Source organism: Aureimonas sp. Leaf454 (genome assembly GCF_001424685.1).
In the GTDB taxonomy this organism is placed as follows: domain Bacteria; phylum Pseudomonadota; class Alphaproteobacteria; order Rhizobiales; family Rhizobiaceae; genus Plantimonas.
In genome coordinates this window covers 93,073-110,656 of sequence record NZ_LMQT01000021.1, presented here as the reverse complement: position 1 = coordinate 110,656, position 17,584 = coordinate 93,073, and the positions used below count along the sequence as shown (strand labels likewise).

The following is a 17,584-nucleotide window of genomic DNA, read 5'->3' as shown; positions in this document are numbered from 1 at the left end:
CTGCGAAGGTTCAGACGACCGGCTCCGCGCCGTCGAGGGGAAGACGCGTCTCGCGGCTCGGCACGACGACGCGCACGCTCGCCTCGCGACATTGCTTCAGGAAGGCCGGCGGCGGATCGACTTCGCAGACCACCGCGTCGATTTCGGAGAGTTCGCAGACGCGAACGGGTGCCTCGCGTCCGAACTTGCTGGCATCGGCCAGAAGCCACACCTCCTGGGCCTGCGCCATGGCAGCACGCGAGAGTTCGGCTTCGAAGAGGTGGAAATCCATGAGATCGCCGCGGAGCGTGATGCCGCCGACCGCCAGGAAGGCGAAATGCACCTCGAACTGGCGCAGGAAATCCAGGGCGGCCGGGCCGAAGGCGGCGGCATCGTCGCCGGAAAGCTCGCCGCCGATCATGAACACGCGATTGCCGTTTCGCGAGGCCAGCCGGCAGGCGATCTCGGCGGAATTGGTCACGACCACGAGTCTGGAATGGGCGGCGAGCGCTTCGGCGAGATAAGTGGTCGTCGTCCCGCTGTTGAGAATCAGGCTGTCGCCGTCCCGGATGACCGAGGCGGCCATGGAGGCGATGGCGCGCTTGGCGTCGCGGTTCACCTGCATCCGGCGACGAAAGGCCGGTTCCTCGACCTGCCCCGGATCGAGGATACCGCCATGGAAGCGCAGGACCTGGCCGCTTTCGATCAACGGCTTGATGTTGCGGCGGATGGTTTCGGCCGATACCGACAAGCGCTCGGCGAGGGCTGAGATCGAGTAGCTGCCGGCCTCTCGAACCGCTTGCAGGATCTCGGACTGACGCTTGTAGGACATCGAGGCTTTCGGCGGCGAGAACAGCCAGGGTTGATCGGGCGCACGAGACGCCGCTCCCGTTGTTTGAGGGATTGAGCTTTGATGCAACCCCTGCGGGGCATGCGCTCACAGATCATATCCGCCAACGACTAAATTTTTTGCCACCTAAGGACGCAGATTTTTTGCCGCGGCAACCGCTCGGCGTCGGTTTCCGGGGAAGCGAACGGCGTCAATCGACCGAAATCGTCCCTCGACGGCGAGATGGCGCGGGAAAATATCAAGTTGTCATCTCGCCTTAGCTTCCGATCCCGACGGAACTCCGGTCCAACGGAAGGGCTTCTTTGCAGTTGCAGACGAGGGAGATCCAGCGACGTCCCGAATTATCGGCCGTCCAATCCTGTCCGCTCGCTCTTGCGATCACGTTATCGGGAATGCGGGGCGGACAGGGGCTCGACAAGCGAGGTCGACGCGCCAAGTCTGCGCTTCATCACGAAGGTCGCCGACATGCCAAGAGCCATCGTTCCTCTCGCGTTTCTTCTCCTCGCGCTGCCCGGCTGCACCGCCGCGCCGGACCGGGAGAGCGGGATCTCGACCCTGCCATCCTCGTATGTCCTGCCGCCGCGGGCCAATACCGCGCCCAGGGGATCGGAAGCGTTCTGCCGAACGTACGGTCAGCAGACGGCCAGCAATCGGCTGCGGTCCTCGACGCGAAACGGCGGACGGGGCCCGAGCGGTTTCGACACCGTTCTGGCGGAGCGCGAAGGGGAGCGTGCCATCGCGCGTTGCCTGGCGGGACGCACCAACTGACGGACGACAACGGACGAACGGCAGCGCGACGGAAGCATCCGGCGACGGATTGCCGTGTGGCCTGCCGCGGTCCCGCGCTCACGCGACGTCCGCCCCTACGCCCGATCGGCGTCGGCTCAGAGTTTCAGAGGGCGAAGGGCCGCGGCGGTCAGATCCGCCGGGCCGCGAAGGTCTCGGCCATGACGCGGATGGCGGCGGGCTTGTAGATGTGACCCGAGGCCGAGCGGATCCAGGGTTCGCGGCCCTCGGCCGCGCGATCGGCCATCATGCCGACGGCGTAGTTGATGGCATGGCCGACGGTCTGCCAGGTCGCCGCGTCGGGTGGAGTGCCTTCGCTCGGGCGCAGCCAATCGTCGCCTTCCGGACGCTCTCCGAACGGCATCCAGACCAGCATCGCGGCATCATCGGAAAGCTTCATCGGGTCAACCTCCGGCTTTCGGCCGGTCGCGCCGATCATGGACGTCTCGTCCTCAGAGATACCCCATGAACCAGAGGATCAGAATGATCGGGATCGGAATGCCGATCAACCAGAGGAGTCCACCCTTGAACATCACAGCACCTGCCAGAGAACACGTCCTCGTGAAAACCCCGCGAGCGCCGGTTGGTTCCTCGCGCGCCCCGTCGTGATGCCGGGAACGCCCTGGCACGACGACGGCGTTCCTGCGGGTCGCGGTGGGTCGCGGGTCTCGACCGGAGCCTCGGCGCCCCGGCTCAGGCGGCCTTCTTCTTGGTGATCTTCTTCAGGTCCTTCAGGATCTCGCGCGCCGCATTCGCGCCGGGAATGCCGGACACGCCGCCGCCGGGATGCATGGAGGCGCCACAGACGTAGAGGCCCTTGATGGGCGTGCGGTAATCCGCATAGCCCGAGACCGGACGCTGGAAGAAGAGCTGGTCCGACGACAGTTCGCCGTGGAAGATGTGGCCCTGCGGCAATCCGACGATGCGCTCGATGTCAGGGGCGACGAGAAGCTGCGCCTCGATGACGTCGTCGCGAAAGCCCGGCGCGAATTCCTCCATCGTATCGAACACGGTCTTCTTGAAGTTCTCCTTCTCGGTCGCCCAGTCGCCGCCCTTCAGCGTATAGGGCGCATGGCCGCCGAAGAGATTGACGACATGCTTGCCCTCGGGGGCCAGCGTCTTGTCGACGATGGTCGGCACGACCGGTGTGATGAAGGGCCGCGCGGAGTACCAGCCGTATTTCGCGTCGTCATAGGCGCGCTCGAGATAGTCGATGTCGGGCGCGATGTGCATGTAGGTCGGATAGGAAAAGTCGCCGATCGCGCCGTCGGCGCGGACCTTGTCGAGAATCTTGTACTGGGGCGGGCGCTCGCAGGCGATGTTCATCTTGAAGGCGGTCGAGAAGGTCCGGTAATGGTCGATCTCGCGCTTCACCTCGGCGGGCACCAGCGCCGGATCGAGCATGGTCTGGTAGACGATCTTGGCGTTGACGTTCGAGGCGATGGTCTTGGCGCGGTAGGTGTCGCCCTCGGCGGTGACGACCGAGGTGACCGCGTTGCCGGATACGCGGATCTCGCGGATGTCCGCATCGGTCACGATCTCGACGCCCTGCCGGCGCGCCGCGGAGGCGAGCGCCTGCGTGATCGCGCCCATGCCGCCTTCGATGAAGCCCCAGCCCCCCGCCCCCTCGTGCTCGCCCATGACGTGATGCATGATCACATAGGCCGAGCCCGGCGTCTTCGGCCCGGCAAAGGTGCCGATCGAAGCGTAATAGGCGAGCACCGCCATCACGCGGTCGTCCTCGAACCATTCCGACAGGAAGTCGTAGGCGCTCATCGTCATGAGGTCGGCGATGCGATACATCTTCCGGCCGATCTTGCGGTACTTCCAGAGAAGGCTCGCACCGTCCTTGAAGGTCTTCCAGTCGCGCTTGGTCGGATCGACCGGCGTCTCCCAGAGGAGCTTGCGCACGATCGCGACGGACTCCATCAGGTATTTGTCGAATTCGGGATAGGCGGCCGCGTCCTTCTTCGAGAACTTGGCGAAGGAGCTTTGCGTCTTGGCGATGTTGTCGGAAAACAGGATGTAGTCGTCACCGCCCACCGGCGAGATCATGTCCGAGCAGGGCAGGACCTTCAGCCCGTGACTCTTCAGGTCGAAGTCCCGGATGATCGTGGGGTGGAGCAGGCTCATCAGGTAGGAGAAGATCGAGGCCTTGAAGCCGGGCGCGATCTCCTCCGTCACCGCTGCGCCGCCGATGACCGAGCGCCGCTCCAGCATCAGGACCGTCAGCCCCGCACGCGCCAGATAATTGGCGCAGACGAGGCCGTTGTGTCCGGCACCGATGATGATGGCATCGTAGACCTTCGACATGGCGGCGTCTCCTTCGCGCGGGATCTCACCTGATTTCACTCCCGTGAAAACATTAAGCCATCGCTCTTTCCCCGACGCAAGCGGCATCCGGGTCCGATCCTATCGTCGAAGCGGCGATGCGATGTTCGCGCCGGAGGCTCGACCTTGCCAGACGGGTCCGGATCGGATGAAGTTGATTTCACGAAGATGAAGATGACGCGCAGGAGAATCCGTCGATGCCCGAGGGCCGCCCCGTCGTCGCCGTCCAGGTCGAGGAGACCGACCTTCCGCTCTGGCGTTCGATCTTCGCAGAGCGCTTTCGGGACGCACGGGTGGTTCGCCTGGACGAGGCCGTCGAGCGACCCGAGGAGGATCCGGTTCTGGCGGCCGTCGTCTGGAAACCGCCGCGAGGCGCCCTGCACGCCCTGCCCGGCCTTCGCTTCGTGCTCTCGCGCGGCGCCGGCGCCGACGGGCTTCTCGCGGACGAGGGCGTGCCGGACACAGCCGAGATCCTGCGCCTGATCGATCCGGCGATCGCTTCGAAGATGGCGGAATTCGTGACGCTCTCCGTCCTGCATCTCCACCGCGACTGGATCTCGCTGCGACGCGCGCAGGGCGACCGGCAATGGCTGCCGGAGCGGGGATCGCGTCCGGCGCGCGAGCGCAGCGTCGGGCTGATGGGCCTCGGCGTGCTCGGCCGGGCCGCGGCCGAGCGGCTCGCGCCCTTCGGCTTCGAACTCCTCGGCTGGAGCCGCACCGCCCGGTCGCTTCCCGGCGTCGAGACGTTTTCGGGACGCGACGCGCTTCAGGCCTTCGTGCGGCGCTCGGACATTCTCGTCTGCCTCCTGCCCCTGACGAACGAAACGCGCGGCCTCGTCGACGCCGCGTTCCTCGGCGCGGCGCGTCCGGGCACGCTCTTCGTCAACGCCGGACGCGGCGAGCATGTCGTGGAGGCCGATCTCCTCGACGCCCTCGACACGGGCCGCATCGCCGGCGCCGTCCTCGACGTCACGCGCGAGGAGCCGCTGCCGCCGGAGCATCGCTTCTGGACGCATCCGAATGTTCTCCTGACGCAGCATGGCGCGGCGGTCCTGACGCCCGAGGAGGAGGCGCGGGCGGCGGCGCGCATCCTGAAGGGCGCCCTCGCCGGCGTCGATCCGCCCGAGCGCGTTGTTCGCGACCGCGGCTATTGAGATCGCCGCGCCGCCGCTGTCCCCTTGCCTTCGCCGGTCCAAGCCTGTTCAACACCGCCTTTCCCGCACCCGAAGGATCATCGCATGCGCTACTCGCCCCTCGTGGAACGGATCGACGGTCCGGGTGCGCGCGCCTGGGAGATCCACGGCGCCGCCGTCGCGGCCCGCCGACGCGGCGAGGACGTCATCCTCCTCACCGTCGGCGATCCCGATTTCGCCACGCCCGCGCCGATCGTGGAAACGGCGATCGCAGCGCTCCGGGACGGCGACACGCATTATTCCGACGTGCCGGGACGCCCGGCACTGCGCGAGGCCATCGCGGGACACCTGTCGCCCGGCTTCGGGCGCAACCTGTCTGCGGACGAGGTCGTCGTCACCGCGGGGGCGCAGAACGCGCTGTTCTCGGCGGCCCTCTGCCTCCTCCAGGAGGGCGACGAGGCGATCGTCCTGGAGCCCGCCTATCTCACCTACGAAGCGACGCTGCAAGCGGCGGGCGCCCGGCTCGTGCGCGTGCCGATGCCGGCCGCGCACGGTTTCCGGCCGGACGCCGACGCCATCCGCGCCGCGGTGACGGACCGAACGCGGGCGATCGTGCTCGCGACGCCGAACAATCCGACCGGCGTCGTCCTGACGCGCGACGAACTTCTCGCCATCGCTAAGATCGCGGTCGAACGCGACCTCTGGGTGATCTCGGACGAGGTCTATGCCGCGCTGACCTTCGATCGCCCGCATGTCTCGATCGCGTCCCTGCCCGGCATGGCCGAGCGGACCGTCACGATCGGAAGCCTGTCGAAGTCCCATGCGATGACCGGATGGCGCGTCGGCTGGATCGCCGGCCCTCCCGATCTCGTTCGCCATGTCGAGCGGCTGGAGCTTTCCATGCTCTACGGCCTTCCCGGCTTCATCCAGGAGGCCGCGATCACCGCCATCGCCCAGCACGAGGCGATCGCCGCGGACATGCGCCGCCACTATCGCGCCCGCCGCGACATCGTGGTCGCCGCGCTCGCCGAGACGCCGCGCCTCTCCATCCTCTCGCCCGATGCCGGCATGTTCGTCATGGTCGACGTGCGTCGGACGGGGCTTTCCCCCTTCGACTTCGCCTGGCGGCTCTTCCGCGAGACCGGCGTCTCCACCCTCGACGCCACCGCCTTCGGCAGTCCGGCCGACGGCTTCCTGCGCGTCGCCTTCACGCTCGGCGAGGAGAGGCTGGCGGAGGCCTGCCGGCGGATCGACGGGTTCGTGCGAGGGCTTTGACACCCGGCGGAGCGCAAGCTCCGACGTGGATCAGGCCAGCATCAATCCCTCGGCGGACCAGGGCTTGAACGTCCAATGGAGAAGGCCGGCGCCTTCGTCGACGTGCAATACGGCCGAAACGTCGACGGCAAAGCCGAAAATGTCGACGTTGAAGGGCGTTTCGTCGATGCGTGCCTTGGCTTCGAGCACGGCGAGGAAGGCGACGAGTTCGTCGCGCGTGCATCCCAGCGTCGCCAGCACCTCCGCCGGGTCGGGCAAGCTCTGCCGCTCCGACGCGATCTCGACGATGCGATCAAATCCCCCGAGAAAGGCCGGCTCGAAGAAGAGGGCGAGGCGCCGACCGAAGGCATCGGAATTCAGATAGGCCGTGTCGGTCATTCCAAGGGGGTCCTGTGTTCGCGCCGCTTCGTCCTACCGCACCGGCACCCGCTTCTCCAACTGCCGGAACGCGAGCACCAGGACGCCCGTCAGCATCGCGTAGATCAGCGCGAGGAGCAGCAGCGGCTCGTAGGTCAGGAACGTGTCCTGCCGGATGCGGCCGAAGACGGCGTAGAGGTCGACGACGGTGATCGTGGCGACGAGGGGCGTCGATTTCAGCTGGAGCACCGTCTCGCCGGCGAGCGTCGGCAGCGAGCGCTGGACGGCGCGGGGCAGCCAGATGCGGCGCAGGAGCGTGAACGGGCTCATGCCGTAGGCGCGACCGGCCTCCAGTTCGCCGCGCGGCACGCCCGCGAAGGCGCCGCGCATCACTTCGCCCTCGTAGCCCGCGAACGAGACGGTCAACGCCAGCACGGCATAGGGCCAGGCCTGCCGCAGATACGGCCAGAGGAAGGAGCCGCGGATCTCGGGGATCAGCGGAAACAGCGAACCGAGGCCGTAATAGAGGAGCCAGACCTGCAGGAGGAGCGGCGTTCCCCGGATGATCGTGCAGAAACCCTTGGCGGGAGCGGCGAGATACCAGGGTCCCGCCGCCTGGGCGAGGCCGAGCGGCACCGCGAGGAGGAAGCCGAGCACCGCCGTCGAGACGAGGATCAGAAGCGTCTGGCCGAGGCCGGCGAGGATCATCGGCCCATAGTTCGGCAGCCAGTCCCACCGCATGAAGACGCGGGCGGCGACGAGGATGACGAGCGCGACGAGCCCGAGAACGATGCGGTGCGGCTGGCGCCAGGACGACGCGGACCGGTTCGTCCCGTGCGCCGGGACGCTCGACGGGATCGGCTCGACGGCGGGCGCTTCGACCGGCGACTTCGGAATGGCGGGAAGCGGCCCGGCCCCGCCCGCGCTCATGCCTGCCGCCCCCGCGGCAGGCCGCGGCGCGCCCAGCGCTCGATGCGGCCGATCGCCAGATTGGAGCCGAGCGTCAAGAGGAGATAGAGAGCGCCCGCCGCCATGAAGAACAGGAAATAGGCCTTGGTCGCGCCGGCCGCCTGCCGCGTGGCGAGCGTCAGTTCAGCGAAGCCGACGACGGCGAGAAGCGCGGTATCCTTCGTCGCGATGAGCCAGAGATTCGACAGGCCGGGAATGGCGTAGGGCAGCATGGCCGGCAGGACGATCCGCCGGAGCGCCAGGAGCGGCGACATGCCATAGGCCCGCGCCGCCTCGATCTGTCCCGGCGGCACCGCGAGGATCGCGCCGCGCAGCACCTCCGTCGCATAGGCGCCCTGCACCACGGCGATCACGAAGATGCCGGCCGCCAGCGGGCTCACCTCGACCGGGCCGGCCCCGACCAGCGCCAGACCCGCATTCAGAAGATCGCCGCCGGCATAATAGAGGAGCACGATCAGGACCAGTTCGGGAACCGCGCGCACCAGCGTCGTGTAGCAGGCGAGGAGATCGCGGGTCGCCGGCCCGCCATAGAGCTTGCCGAACGCGCCGCCGACGCCGAGGAGAAGACCGATCCCGAAACCGCCGACCGCCACCTTGATGGAGTTCCAGAACCCCCAGAGGAGAACCCCGCCCCAACCGGGCGGCGACAGCGCCAGAAGGTCCCATCCGCTCGGCATCGACGCTCCTCGAAGGTGTGGGCTCAAACGGGTCTGCCGCCCCTGGCCCGCCCGCCATGAATTCTCCCGACCCTTCCCGACGTCGCGCCGGGAGGCCGGAGACCCCGCGCGACATGTCGGAAGGGCCCCGGGATGGAGGCTCCCCGACGGGATGCGGGGACGGCGTCCCCGCCGTCAGCCTCAGCCGCCGAAGATGTCGAAGGCGAAGTAGGTCTTGGAGATCGCGTCGTAGGTGCCGTCCGCGCGGATGCCCGCGATGGCGGCGTTCATCTTCTCCTTCATGGCCGTATCGCCCTTGCGCAGGCCGACGCCGACGCCGGGGCCGAGGATCTCGAGGTCCGCGGCGACCTCGCCCACGACCTTGCAGCAGGCGGCGCCGTCCGGCGACTTCAGGAAGGCGTCGAGCGCGAGGCTGTCGGCCTGCGTCGCGTCGATGCGGCCGGCGACGAGGTCCTGATTCGCCTCGTCCTGCGTCTGGTAGACCTTGATCTCGGCGGCGTCGGTGAAATGCTTGCGCACATAGGCCTCGTGGACGGTCGCGATCTGCACGCCGACGATCTTGCCTTTCATGCCCTCCGGCGTCGCCTGACCGTCCGCATCCTTGGCGCCGACGACCACGGTCGGCGTGTTGTAGTACTTGTCGGAGAAGTCGATCGTCTTCTCGCGCTCGGCGGTGATCGACATGGAGGCGACGATCACATCGATCTTCGAGGAGGTCAAAGCGGGGATGATGCCGTCCCAGGCGACCGGGGTCACCACGCAGTCGAGGCCGGCCTTCTTGCAGAGCGCGAGGCCGATCTCGACCTCCCAGCCGGTCCAGTTGCCCGAGGCGTCCGGCGAGGCGAAGGGCGGATAGGGCTCTGCGGCGATGCCCATCCTCACCGGCTCGGCGGCGGCGCCGGTCAGGGACAGGCCGAGGGTGAGGCCTGTTGCGGCGAGGAAACCGGCGATCATCCGAAGCGATGTCATGCGATGCCTTTCAGGATGCCTCCGCGCAGATGTCCGGCGCGTCGGTCAGTGGATGGAGCGGATGAAGCGCTTGAGGCGCTCGGATTTCGGGTCGCCGAAGAGCGCCTCCGGCGTGCCCTCTTCCTCGACGAGACCGGCATCGAGGAAGACGACGCGGCTCGCGACCTCGCGGGCGAACGTCATCTCGTGGGTGACGAGGATCATGGTGCGCCCCTCCGCCGCGAGATCGCGGATCACGGACAGCACCTCCCCGACAAGTTCGGGATCGAGCGCAGAGGTCGGTTCGTCGAAGAGCATGACCTCCGGCTGGATGGCGAGCGCGCGGGCGATCGCGGCGCGCTGCTGCTGCCCGCCCGACAGGAAGGCCGGATAGGTGTCGCGCTTCTCGTAGAGGCCGACGCGCCGCAGCAGCGCTTCCGCCGTCGCGCGCGCCGCATCCTTGGGCACCTTCAGGACATGGACCGGCACTTCCGTGACGTTCTCGATGAGCGTCCGGTGCTGCCAGAGATTGAAGCTTTGAAAGACCATGGCCAGCCGCGTCCGGATGCGCCGGACCTGCGCGGCATCCGCCGGCACGAGGCCGCCCGCACCGTCGCTCTTGAGCCGGATCGTCTCCCCGTCGATCGCGATCTGGCCGCGCGTCGGGTTCTCCAGAAGATTGACGCAGCGCAGAAGCGTCGACTTGCCCGATCCCGACCCGCCGATGACGGCCACGACGTCGCCGCGCTCGGCCCTCAGCGAAACGCCCTTCAGAACCTGCAGCAGGCCGAAGCTCTTGTGCAGCCCGGTGATGTCGACCGGCGGCACCGCGAGATCCGGCGACCGGCCGGGCACGACGGATCGGCCTGGAACGAAGGAGCGGGACGAGGGTCCTGCCACGCGCGTCTCCCCTGCCAAGATCATCGCTGCATCCCTGCCGCCCCTCGCACTGCACAAAGACAAGCCAATCCCGATGGCTGCTCGATTTATGCACTTGCGAGACGGAGTTGCAATCGGGCATTTTCACATCGATGAATAGAGGGGATGAAGGGCGTGGAGCTCACGCCGGGAGGATGGACGCCTTGGACACCGAGACCTCGCCCTATGGCTGCCAGTCGATGGCCGCACCGCTTCGCCGCGTGCTCATGCGGCGACCCGGCCCCAGTCTCGCCGAAGCGGATGCACGGCGCTGGCACTACGGCGCGGGGTTCGACGGCCCGCGCGCCGTCGCCGAGTATGCGGGATTTGCGGAGATCGTCGCCGCGTCGGGCGCGGACATCCTCTGGATCGAGGACGACGGCGACGGTCTCGCCGACGCGATGTTCACGCACGACCCGTCCCTCGTCACGACGGCGGGCGCCGTTCTCCTGTCGATGGGTAAGCCGCTGCGCGTGCCGGAGGTCGATCTCCATGAAAGGGCCTACGCGGCGGCCGGCATCCCCATCCTCGGGCGCATCGAGGCCCCCGGCACAGTCGAGGGCGGCGACTGCGTCTGGCTCGACGCCTCGACGCTCGCGATCGGGCGCGGGGTGCGCAGCAACGAAGCCGGCATCGCGCAGATGCGCGCCCTTCTCGCGCCGCAGGGCATCGCGGTGCTCGGCTTCGATCTCCCGCTCTGGCAGGGCGAGGACGCCTGCCTCCACCTGATGTCGGTGATCAGCCCCTTGCGCGACGATCTCGCCCTCGTCCACTCCCCGCTTCTGCCCGCCGCCTTCTGGCAGGACCTTCGGGCACGGGGGATCAGACTCGTCGAGGGCGACCCGGACGAATTCAAGGCGAGCTTCGGCCTCAGCCTCAACGTCCTTCCCACCGCCCCCGGCGAGGTGATCATGGTCGCCGGCTTCCCGAAGACCGCCGCCGCGATGGAGACGGCGGGCTGCCGGGTCCAGACCTTCGCCGCCGATGCGCTGTGCCTCGCCTGCGAGGGCGGACCGACCTGCCTCACCCGCCCCGTCCTTCGCGCGTAAGGTCGCGACGGCCGGGATCCGGCTCGCCGGGGCGGTGAGGCCTGCGACCATTGCGCGGGCGACCGATCGCCCTCGGCAGCCCGGCGTCGCGAGGCCCGCTTGCCAGAGGCCGGGGAACGTGTTGAACTATTTTCATATGGGTGAAGATCGGGAGCGGCCGCCATGAACCTTCACGTCTCCGGTGGAGCGGCTGACGCCGAGATCGGCGCAGCGGCTGACGCCGAGATCGGCGCAGCGGCTGACGCCGAGATCGGCGCAGCGGAATGGCAGGCGCGGGTGGATCTGGCGGCCTGCTACCGGCTTGCGGCCCATTACAAGATGACCGACCTCATCTACACGCACATCACCGCGCGCGTGCCGGGCGAGGAGGGGCGCTTCCTCATCAATCCCTATGGCCATCGCTGGGAGGAGATCACGGCCTCCTCGCTGGTCAAGATCGACGTGGAGGGCAACAAGGTCGGCGGCTCCACGGCCCGCGTGAACCCGGCGGGCTTCACCATCCACAGCGCCGTCCACGCCGCGCGCCACGACGCGGCCTGGGTCATGCACACCCACACGCGGGCCGGCGTCGCGGTCTCGACGCTGCGGGACGGACTGATGCCGCTGAACCAGATCGCTCTGCAATTCTACGGGCGCGTCGGCTACCACGATTTCGAGGGCATCGCGCTGGACCACGCCGAGCGCGAGCGCATCGTGGCCGATCTCGGCGCCCATCCCGCGCTCGTCCTGCGCAATCACGGGCTTCTCACCGTCGGCGGCTCGGCGGCGCAGATGTTCTCCAACATGTTCTACCTCAACGCGGCCTGCGAGATTCAGGTCGCGACGCTCTCCATGGGGCAGAAGCTGGTCCCCGTCTCGCCGGACATCGGCACGAAGGTCACGGAGCAATACGACCAGATGGCCTTCGACGACGGCGACCTCATGCTGGAATGGGCGGCGCAGCTTCGCCTCGTCGACCGTCTCGATCCCTCCTACAAGAGCTGAAGGATCCTCCCGCGATGTCCTCTCTCGATTTCAGCGCCGGCTTCGCCAAGACCGGGCACACCTGGACGCTGCCGGCCGACTGGTATTCCAGCGAGGCCGTGTTCAAGGAGGAGCGGGCGAAGATCTTCACGAGGAACTGGATGCTCTTCTCCTGGTCGGAGAAGATCCCCCATCCCGGCGACTACGTGCGCGGCACCGTGGCGGGCTACTCGGTCTTCGCGATCCGGGGCGACGACGGCGTGGTGCGCGCCTTCCACAATGTCTGCCGGCATCGCGGCGCCGAACTCGTCGGCGAGGAGAGCGGCCATTGCGGCAAGCTCCTCGTCTGTCCTTACCATTCCTGGGGCTTCGATCGCGCGGGCCTCCTGAAGCGCGCGCGCGATTTTGGCGGGTCCGAGAGCTTCGATCCCGTGGAATGGGGCCTCTACCCCGTGGATGCCGAGGAATGGCGCGGGCTGGTCTTCCTCCGGATCGAGCGCGGCGGCGAGACGCTGAAGGACTGGCTCGGTCCGATCGACACGATGGCGGCCGACTATCCACTGGAGAACCAGCACTATTTCATGTCGAAGGACCGCGACGTCGACGTCGACTGGAAAACCTACGGCGACAATTATCTCGAATGCTACCACTGCCAGACGATGCATCCGGGGCTCTGCGAGTCCATGGACATCAACCAGTACAAGGTGGACGTCCATTTCGACGATCGCTTCTTCCACCTGCACGCACCGGCGCGCGAGGGCGGGTTGACGCGTGGGCTCTACTTCTACCGCTTCCCCGTCCTGATGCTGAACTTCTACGACTGGGGTTCCTCGATCGCGACCGTCGAGCCGATCGGACCGGGCAAGATCCGTCACATCAACTGGTACTTCTTCACCGATGTCAGCGCGGAGAAGGAGGAGGCGAACCGGCAGTCGGCGGAATGGTCGGCCCAGATCGTCTCGGAGGACATCGACATCATCCTCGGCGTCCAGCGCAACCTCAATGCCGGCGTCTACCGGCAGGGCCCGATCTCGCCGAAATACGAGCACGGGGTGCTGGGCTTCCAGGCCATGGTCCGCGCGGCGCTGGAGGGCGACGCGCCCGCACACCGGATGGCGGCGGAGTAAAGGACAGGGAAGAGCGGGCCATCGCCTTTGCGCGAGGCGCCCCTCTGTCTTCGGACATTTCCCCCGCTAGGGGGAAGATGGGCAGCTTTGGCGTCGATCGAACCCGGCGGCAATGGCGATCGGCTGATCTCCCCACCTGAGGGGGAGATGTTCGGCAGGACAGAGGGGGCGCTTCACTCGAACGCCAGACAAGCCCGCAGCAGAAGGCCGAACGCAAGAGGCCGAACGCGACTCCGTCGCGCCCGGCCCTCTCGCCTTTATTCTCGGCCGAAGCCGATATTCCGGGTCAGGCGAGGTTCAGCCCGACATTCACGTTGCCGCGCGTCGCGTTGGAATAGGGGCAGACCTCGTGGGCGGCCGCCATCAGCTTCTCGCCGGCTTCGGCGTCGACGCCGGGCAGGCTGACGAAGAGATCGGCGGTGATGCCGTAGCCGCCCTCCGAGCGCGGGCCGAAGCCGACCTCGGCCGTGACGGTCGCGTCGGCCGGAACCTTCACGCCGACCTTGCCGGACACCGCCTTCATCGCGCCGAGGAAGCAGGCGGAGTAGCCGGCCGCGAAGAGCTTCTCGGGATTGGCGCCGTCGCCGCCGGGGCCGCCCATCTCCTTCGGCACGACGAGCTTGACGTCGACCGAGCCGTCGTCGGACTTCGCGGCGCCATCGCGGCCGCCGGTGGAGGTGGCGCGGGTCTTGTAGATCACGTCGACGGGCATGGTCGTCTCCTGGTTTCGATCCGAACCTGCGGGACGGCGCGTCGGCCGCTGGCAGGGTGCGATTCCTTATCGCGATACCGAATATCTAGCGAAACGGCAGGTGCTTGTCGAGATCAATCTTATCGCGATATCGAAATCGTGCTAGGGTGATCGCGAACATCTCGAAGGGATGATGACTTTGCCGGCTCGCAAGACCCTGCCGCTCGACGACCAGCTCTGCTTCGCGCTCTACAGCGCCTCCATGGCCGTGACGCGCACCTACAAGCCCCTGCTCGACGCGCTGGGCCTGACCTATCCGCAATATCTCGTGCTCCACACGCTGTGGGAGACGGACGGGCGCAGCATCGGCGCCATCGCCGACCGGCTCGACCTCGAACCCAGCACCGTGACGCCCCTCGTCAAGCGCCTCGAGGCCGCCGGCCGCGTCACCCGCCGCCGCAATCCCGCCGACGAGCGCCAGGTCGTCGTCGCCCTCACCGAAGCCGGCCGAGCCCTCAAAGAGCAATGCGCCTGCCTCGGCGAAGCCCTCCTGGCCGGAGCGGGCATGTCCCTGCCCCGCATCCAGGCGCTGAACGCGGAAATCCGGGCGCTGAAGGATGCGCTTGCGGGAGGCGGTGGGCCGACAGCGATCAGTGCGGAAGGAGTCGCAGAAGACGGCAACGCCCTCTAACCCCTTGTTTGAATTCAAGTTCAGCAATCGAGGACGAAGGATCGGCTTATTGCTGATCCTTTTTGAAATCCATCGATTGGCCGAATTCGTCCCGGCTTCACCCAACGCTTTCGCGAAGCACGATCAGCAAAGCGAAGACGCTCGACCAGACGAAAACACCGATCCATTCGGAGATCGTTCTCGAAAACTCTAGAACCGCATCGAGCCTGCGACGGGTGCCTTTCCAATCATGGCCTCCATTGCGGCCTGCATCCTGTTCGACACGCCAAGCCCCGGAGGATACGAGCGGCAAAAGCCACCGCGCCGTCCGATACCCGATCCAATCGAAAATGATGCCGAGAACCAACAAAGGGTCATCCTGCCAAGCGCTGTCCACCAGGCTAGACGCAACTTCCTGCGATTGCGTTATGCCAAGAGCCATTGCAAATGACACTCGGCATTCGGTTGGACGCGTCAGCGGCTTCGGCCGTTGGTGTTATACCGCCGCCGACCTCTTCGCCCTCTCGTCCGATCCTCAATAGCTCGGCGGCGTGATCGCCCAGACGATCTGGAGGGGGACCGTGCCGGTGGAGCGGTAGCGATGGGGCTTGGTGGAGGGGAAGGCGAAGCTGTCGCCGGCGCGCAGGTGATAGCGCGTCTCCTCGACGAAGAGCTCCATCTCGCCGGTGAGGACGAGGCCCGCTTCCTCGCCCGCATGCGCATAGGGCTCCGGTCCGCTGCCGGCGCCGGGCTGGAGCGTGCAGAAGAGAAGCTCCAGCGCGCCGTCGAGGCTCGGCGTCAGAAGCTCGTCGACGATGCCGACGCCGGACATGGTCATCCGGCGACGCCGGTGGGCACGCACCACGACGTCGCTGTCGGGGCTCGGCGGCTCCGGCTGGTCGGCACGGAAGAACCAGCCGATCGTGACGCCCATCGTCTCGGACACCTGCTGGAGTTGACGGATCGTCGGCGTCGAGAGACCGCGCTCGACCTGGCTGAGATGCCCGACGGACAGGCCGGTCCGCGCCGCGACGTCGGACAGCGTCAGCCCCTTCTGCTTGCGCAATTCGCGAATCAGGGGACCGAGCGCGGCGACGGGGTCGGAGGCGGTTTCGCCGACGCGGTCGTCCTCCGGCTCCGCGTGTTCCCTCATCTCCAGCGCTTGGTCGTCGGTCACCCCAAAGCCTTCACCTTGCAAGCCGGCTCATCCGCTGTCGAAACGGATGGCGGCCCTTGTTTCACGGGCGTGAACCTAGCTTGCGTGAGAAGGGCTCGCAAGGTTGCACCAGCGCGTCGTGATGGCGGCGTCTGCGGCCCGCCTTCATGGCGGTGAAGGCCTGCGACGACCGACAAGCACGCGCTCCTTCGGGATCGGGAAGACGCGCATCGCCCTCTAGCGTCGATCCCCGATCGCCCGCCCCGCACCGTCCGGACGGGGTCGCGCGGCCGAGGCCCCCGCGAGTGCCGCCATCGCGGCGGCCATGTCGGCGCCGGCGGGCACCGCCTTGCCGCTAGCCGTGTCGACATGGAGAAGCATGTGCTCGCCGGTCGCGACCACCGTCTCGCCGCGACGCATCGTGTGGAAGAGGCGCAGGCGCTTGTCGTCGGCCGACAGGATTTCGGTGGTGACGGCGAGGCGATCGCCGACCTTGCCTTCCGCGAGATGGCGGATGTGGGTCTCCACGGTGAAGAAGCTGTGGCCGCCGGCGAGATAGGCGGCGTCGAGGCCGAGCCGGGCGAGAAGGACGTCCGTCGCCTCGCCGAAGACCTGGAGATAGCGGTGCTCGGTCATATGGCCGTTGTAGTCGGCCCAGTCGGCGGGAACGGTGACGGCATACGCGACGGGCAGCGGCTCGGGCACGGGCGCGGTCTCGGTAAGGCTCGCCTCGTAAGTCTTCAGAAGTTCGCCCGCGCCCCAGCCCTCGCGCCCGCTCGCCTTCAAGGCCTGCATGATGGCGACGAGATTGTCGTCGCGGATGCGCTCGAGCTCGCGGATGGACAGGCCGTCGGCCTGTTCGTCCGACTGGTCGGAGATCTTGTCGACCAGCGCCTCGGTGAGGTCCGGCACGTCCATGAGCTTGGTCCAGGGCCATTTCAGGCAGGGACCGAACTGGGCCATGAAATGGCGCATGCCCGCCTCGCCCCCCGCGATGCGATAGACCTGGAAGATGCCCATCTGCGCCCAGCGCAGGCCGAAGGAATAGCGGATGACGTCGTCGATCTCCTCGACGCTCGCGATGTCGTCGTGGACGAGCCAAAGGGCTTCGCGCCAGAGCGCTTCGAGCAGCCGGTCGCCGACGAAGGCGTCGATCTCTTTCCGGATCTTCAGGGGCTTCATGCCGAGCGAGGCGTAGACGGTGCGCGCCCGCTCGATCGTCGCGTCCGCGGTCTTTTCGCCAGCGACGAGTTCCACCAGCGGCACGAGATAGACGGGATTGAACGGATGGGCGACGAAGAGGCGCTCCGGGTTCGACATGCGGGCCTGGAGATCGGTCGGCAGGAGGCCGGAGGTCGAGGAGCCGACGAGCGCGTCGGGCCGCGCATGCCGATCGATCTCGGCGAACAGCGCCTGCTTCAGATCGAGGCGCTCGGGCGCGCTTTCCTGGATGAGGTCGGCATCGGCCACCGCCTCGGCGAGGCTCGCCACGAAGGTGACACGGCCGGGCGCCGGCCGGGCGCCGGGGATCAGCCGGGCGAAGGCATGGGCGGCGTTCGCCATCAGGCCCTGCAGCTTGCGCTCGGCTTGCGGGTCGGGGTCGTAGACCGCGACGTCGAGGCCGTTCTGCGCGAAGCGGGCGACCCAGCCGCCGCCGATGACGCCGCCGCCGACGACGGCGACCTTGCGGATCTCGGTCATGGCT

Annotated in this window: 19 protein-coding genes; 7 read left to right on the top strand and 12 right to left on the bottom strand. The window is 67.5% G+C overall.

The genetic code is table 11. From position 1 onward, the window contains the following. Positions 1-10: 10 nt before the first annotated feature. On the bottom strand, positions 11-811 hold the full coding sequence (locus ASG43_RS15830) for a DeoR/GlpR family DNA-binding transcription regulator (RefSeq protein WP_056507065.1): 801 nt from the start codon (positions 809-811) through the stop codon (positions 11-13). A 483-nt stretch (positions 812-1,294) separates the two neighbouring features. On the opposite strand from ASG43_RS15830, the gene ASG43_RS15825 reads away from it, so the two are divergent. Next, positions 1,295-1,597 (top strand): hypothetical protein, encoded by a 303-nt coding sequence (locus ASG43_RS15825; protein WP_056507063.1) that lies wholly within the window; start codon positions 1,295-1,297, stop codon positions 1,595-1,597. A 148-nt stretch (positions 1,598-1,745) separates the two neighbouring features. Here the strand turns inward: ASG43_RS15825 and ASG43_RS15820 are convergent, their stop codons facing one another. Together ASG43_RS15820 and ASG43_RS15815 are read right to left on the bottom strand one after the other, a co-directional pair. Next, the gene (locus tag ASG43_RS15820) at positions 1,746-2,015 is read right to left on the bottom strand and encodes a hypothetical protein (protein WP_156386734.1); all 270 of its coding nucleotides are present in this window, start codon (positions 2,013-2,015) and stop codon (positions 1,746-1,748) included. Positions 2,016-2,308: 293 nt separating this feature from the next. Continuing rightward, positions 2,309-3,928 carry an NAD(P)/FAD-dependent oxidoreductase gene (locus ASG43_RS15815; RefSeq protein ID WP_056507056.1) on the bottom strand — a complete coding sequence of 540 codons (1,620 nt, stop codon included), beginning with the start codon at positions 3,926-3,928 and terminating at the stop codon, positions 2,309-2,311. Between the two features lie 215 nt (positions 3,929-4,143). Here ASG43_RS15815 and ASG43_RS15810 point away from each other — a divergent pair, with 215 nt between their 5' ends. Both ASG43_RS15810 and ASG43_RS15805 read left to right on the top strand, forming a co-directional pair. Next, positions 4,144-5,100, top strand: coding sequence for a glyoxylate/hydroxypyruvate reductase A (locus ASG43_RS15810; protein ID WP_056507053.1), 957 nt, complete (start codon positions 4,144-4,146; stop codon positions 5,098-5,100). Positions 5,101-5,184: 84 nt separating this feature from the next. Beyond that, positions 5,185-6,354 (top strand): aminotransferase class I/II-fold pyridoxal phosphate-dependent enzyme, encoded by a 1,170-nt coding sequence (locus tag ASG43_RS15805; RefSeq protein WP_056507050.1) that lies wholly within the window; start codon positions 5,185-5,187, stop codon positions 6,352-6,354. Positions 6,355-6,384: 30 nt separating this feature from the next. On the opposite strand, the gene ASG43_RS15800 is transcribed toward ASG43_RS15805, so the two are convergent. From ASG43_RS15800 to ASG43_RS15780, 5 genes are all read right to left on the bottom strand, one after another. Next, the gene (locus ASG43_RS15800; RefSeq protein ID WP_056507048.1) at positions 6,385-6,732 is read right to left on the bottom strand and encodes a hypothetical protein; all 348 of its coding nucleotides are present in this window, start codon (positions 6,730-6,732) and stop codon (positions 6,385-6,387) included. A 33-nt stretch (positions 6,733-6,765) separates the two neighbouring features. Further along, on the bottom strand, positions 6,766-7,641 hold the full coding sequence (locus tag ASG43_RS15795) for an ABC transporter permease (protein ID WP_082490973.1): 876 nt from the start codon (positions 7,639-7,641) through the stop codon (positions 6,766-6,768). Beyond that, positions 7,638-8,357, bottom strand: a complete 720-nt coding sequence (locus ASG43_RS15790) for an ABC transporter permease subunit (protein ID WP_056507044.1) — start codon at positions 8,355-8,357, stop codon at positions 7,638-7,640. The genes ASG43_RS15795 and ASG43_RS15790 overlap by 4 nt, the downstream gene beginning before the upstream one ends. A gap of 180 nt (positions 8,358-8,537) precedes the next feature. Then, on the bottom strand, positions 8,538-9,311 hold the full coding sequence (locus ASG43_RS15785) for a transporter substrate-binding domain-containing protein (RefSeq protein WP_056507438.1): 774 nt from the start codon (positions 9,309-9,311) through the stop codon (positions 8,538-8,540). Positions 9,312-9,371: 60 nt separating this feature from the next. Continuing rightward, complete coding sequence (locus ASG43_RS15780; protein ID WP_082490972.1) at positions 9,372-10,229, bottom strand: ATP-binding cassette domain-containing protein; 858 nt, start codon at positions 10,227-10,229, stop codon at positions 9,372-9,374. Positions 10,230-10,423: 194 nt separating this feature from the next. Between ASG43_RS15780 and ASG43_RS15775 the strand changes: the two genes are divergently transcribed. The 3 genes from ASG43_RS15775 (at position 10,424) to ASG43_RS15765 (ending at position 13,362) form a co-directional block, all read left to right on the top strand. Beyond that, on the top strand, positions 10,424-11,272 hold the full coding sequence (locus ASG43_RS15775; RefSeq protein ID WP_056507433.1) for an arginine deiminase family protein: 849 nt from the start codon (positions 10,424-10,426) through the stop codon (positions 11,270-11,272). Positions 11,273-11,434: 162 nt separating this feature from the next. Continuing rightward, positions 11,435-12,256, top strand: coding sequence for a class II aldolase/adducin family protein (locus ASG43_RS15770; RefSeq protein WP_082490971.1), 822 nt, complete (start codon positions 11,435-11,437; stop codon positions 12,254-12,256). A gap of 14 nt (positions 12,257-12,270) precedes the next feature. Then, positions 12,271-13,362: an aromatic ring-hydroxylating dioxygenase subunit alpha gene (locus tag ASG43_RS15765; protein WP_056507043.1), complete on the top strand. Its 1,092-nt coding sequence runs from the start codon at positions 12,271-12,273 to the stop codon at positions 13,360-13,362. 286 nt (positions 13,363-13,648) lie between these two features. Here the strand turns inward: ASG43_RS15765 and ASG43_RS15760 are convergent, their stop codons facing one another. Beyond that, positions 13,649-14,074, bottom strand: coding sequence for an organic hydroperoxide resistance protein (locus ASG43_RS15760; protein ID WP_056507041.1), 426 nt, complete (start codon positions 14,072-14,074; stop codon positions 13,649-13,651). A gap of 241 nt (positions 14,075-14,315) precedes the next feature. Here ASG43_RS15760 and ASG43_RS15755 point away from each other — a divergent pair, with 241 nt between their 5' ends. After that, the gene (locus ASG43_RS15755; RefSeq protein WP_244488132.1) at positions 14,316-14,744 is read left to right on the top strand and encodes a MarR family transcriptional regulator; all 429 of its coding nucleotides are present in this window, start codon (positions 14,316-14,318) and stop codon (positions 14,742-14,744) included. Positions 14,745-14,841: 97 nt separating this feature from the next. On the opposite strand, the gene ASG43_RS15750 is transcribed toward ASG43_RS15755, so the two are convergent. The 3 genes from ASG43_RS15750 to ASG43_RS15740 form a co-directional block, all read right to left on the bottom strand. Continuing rightward, positions 14,842-15,090, bottom strand: coding sequence for a hypothetical protein (locus ASG43_RS15750; RefSeq protein ID WP_156386733.1), 249 nt, complete (start codon positions 15,088-15,090; stop codon positions 14,842-14,844). 168 nt (positions 15,091-15,258) lie between these two features. Next, the gene (locus ASG43_RS15745; protein ID WP_244488123.1) at positions 15,259-15,900 is read right to left on the bottom strand and encodes a cupin domain-containing protein; all 642 of its coding nucleotides are present in this window, start codon (positions 15,898-15,900) and stop codon (positions 15,259-15,261) included. Between the two features lie 216 nt (positions 15,901-16,116). Continuing rightward, positions 16,117-17,580, bottom strand: coding sequence for a carnitine 3-dehydrogenase (locus ASG43_RS15740; protein ID WP_056507035.1), 1,464 nt, complete (start codon positions 17,578-17,580; stop codon positions 16,117-16,119). Positions 17,581-17,584: the final 4 nt, after the last annotated feature.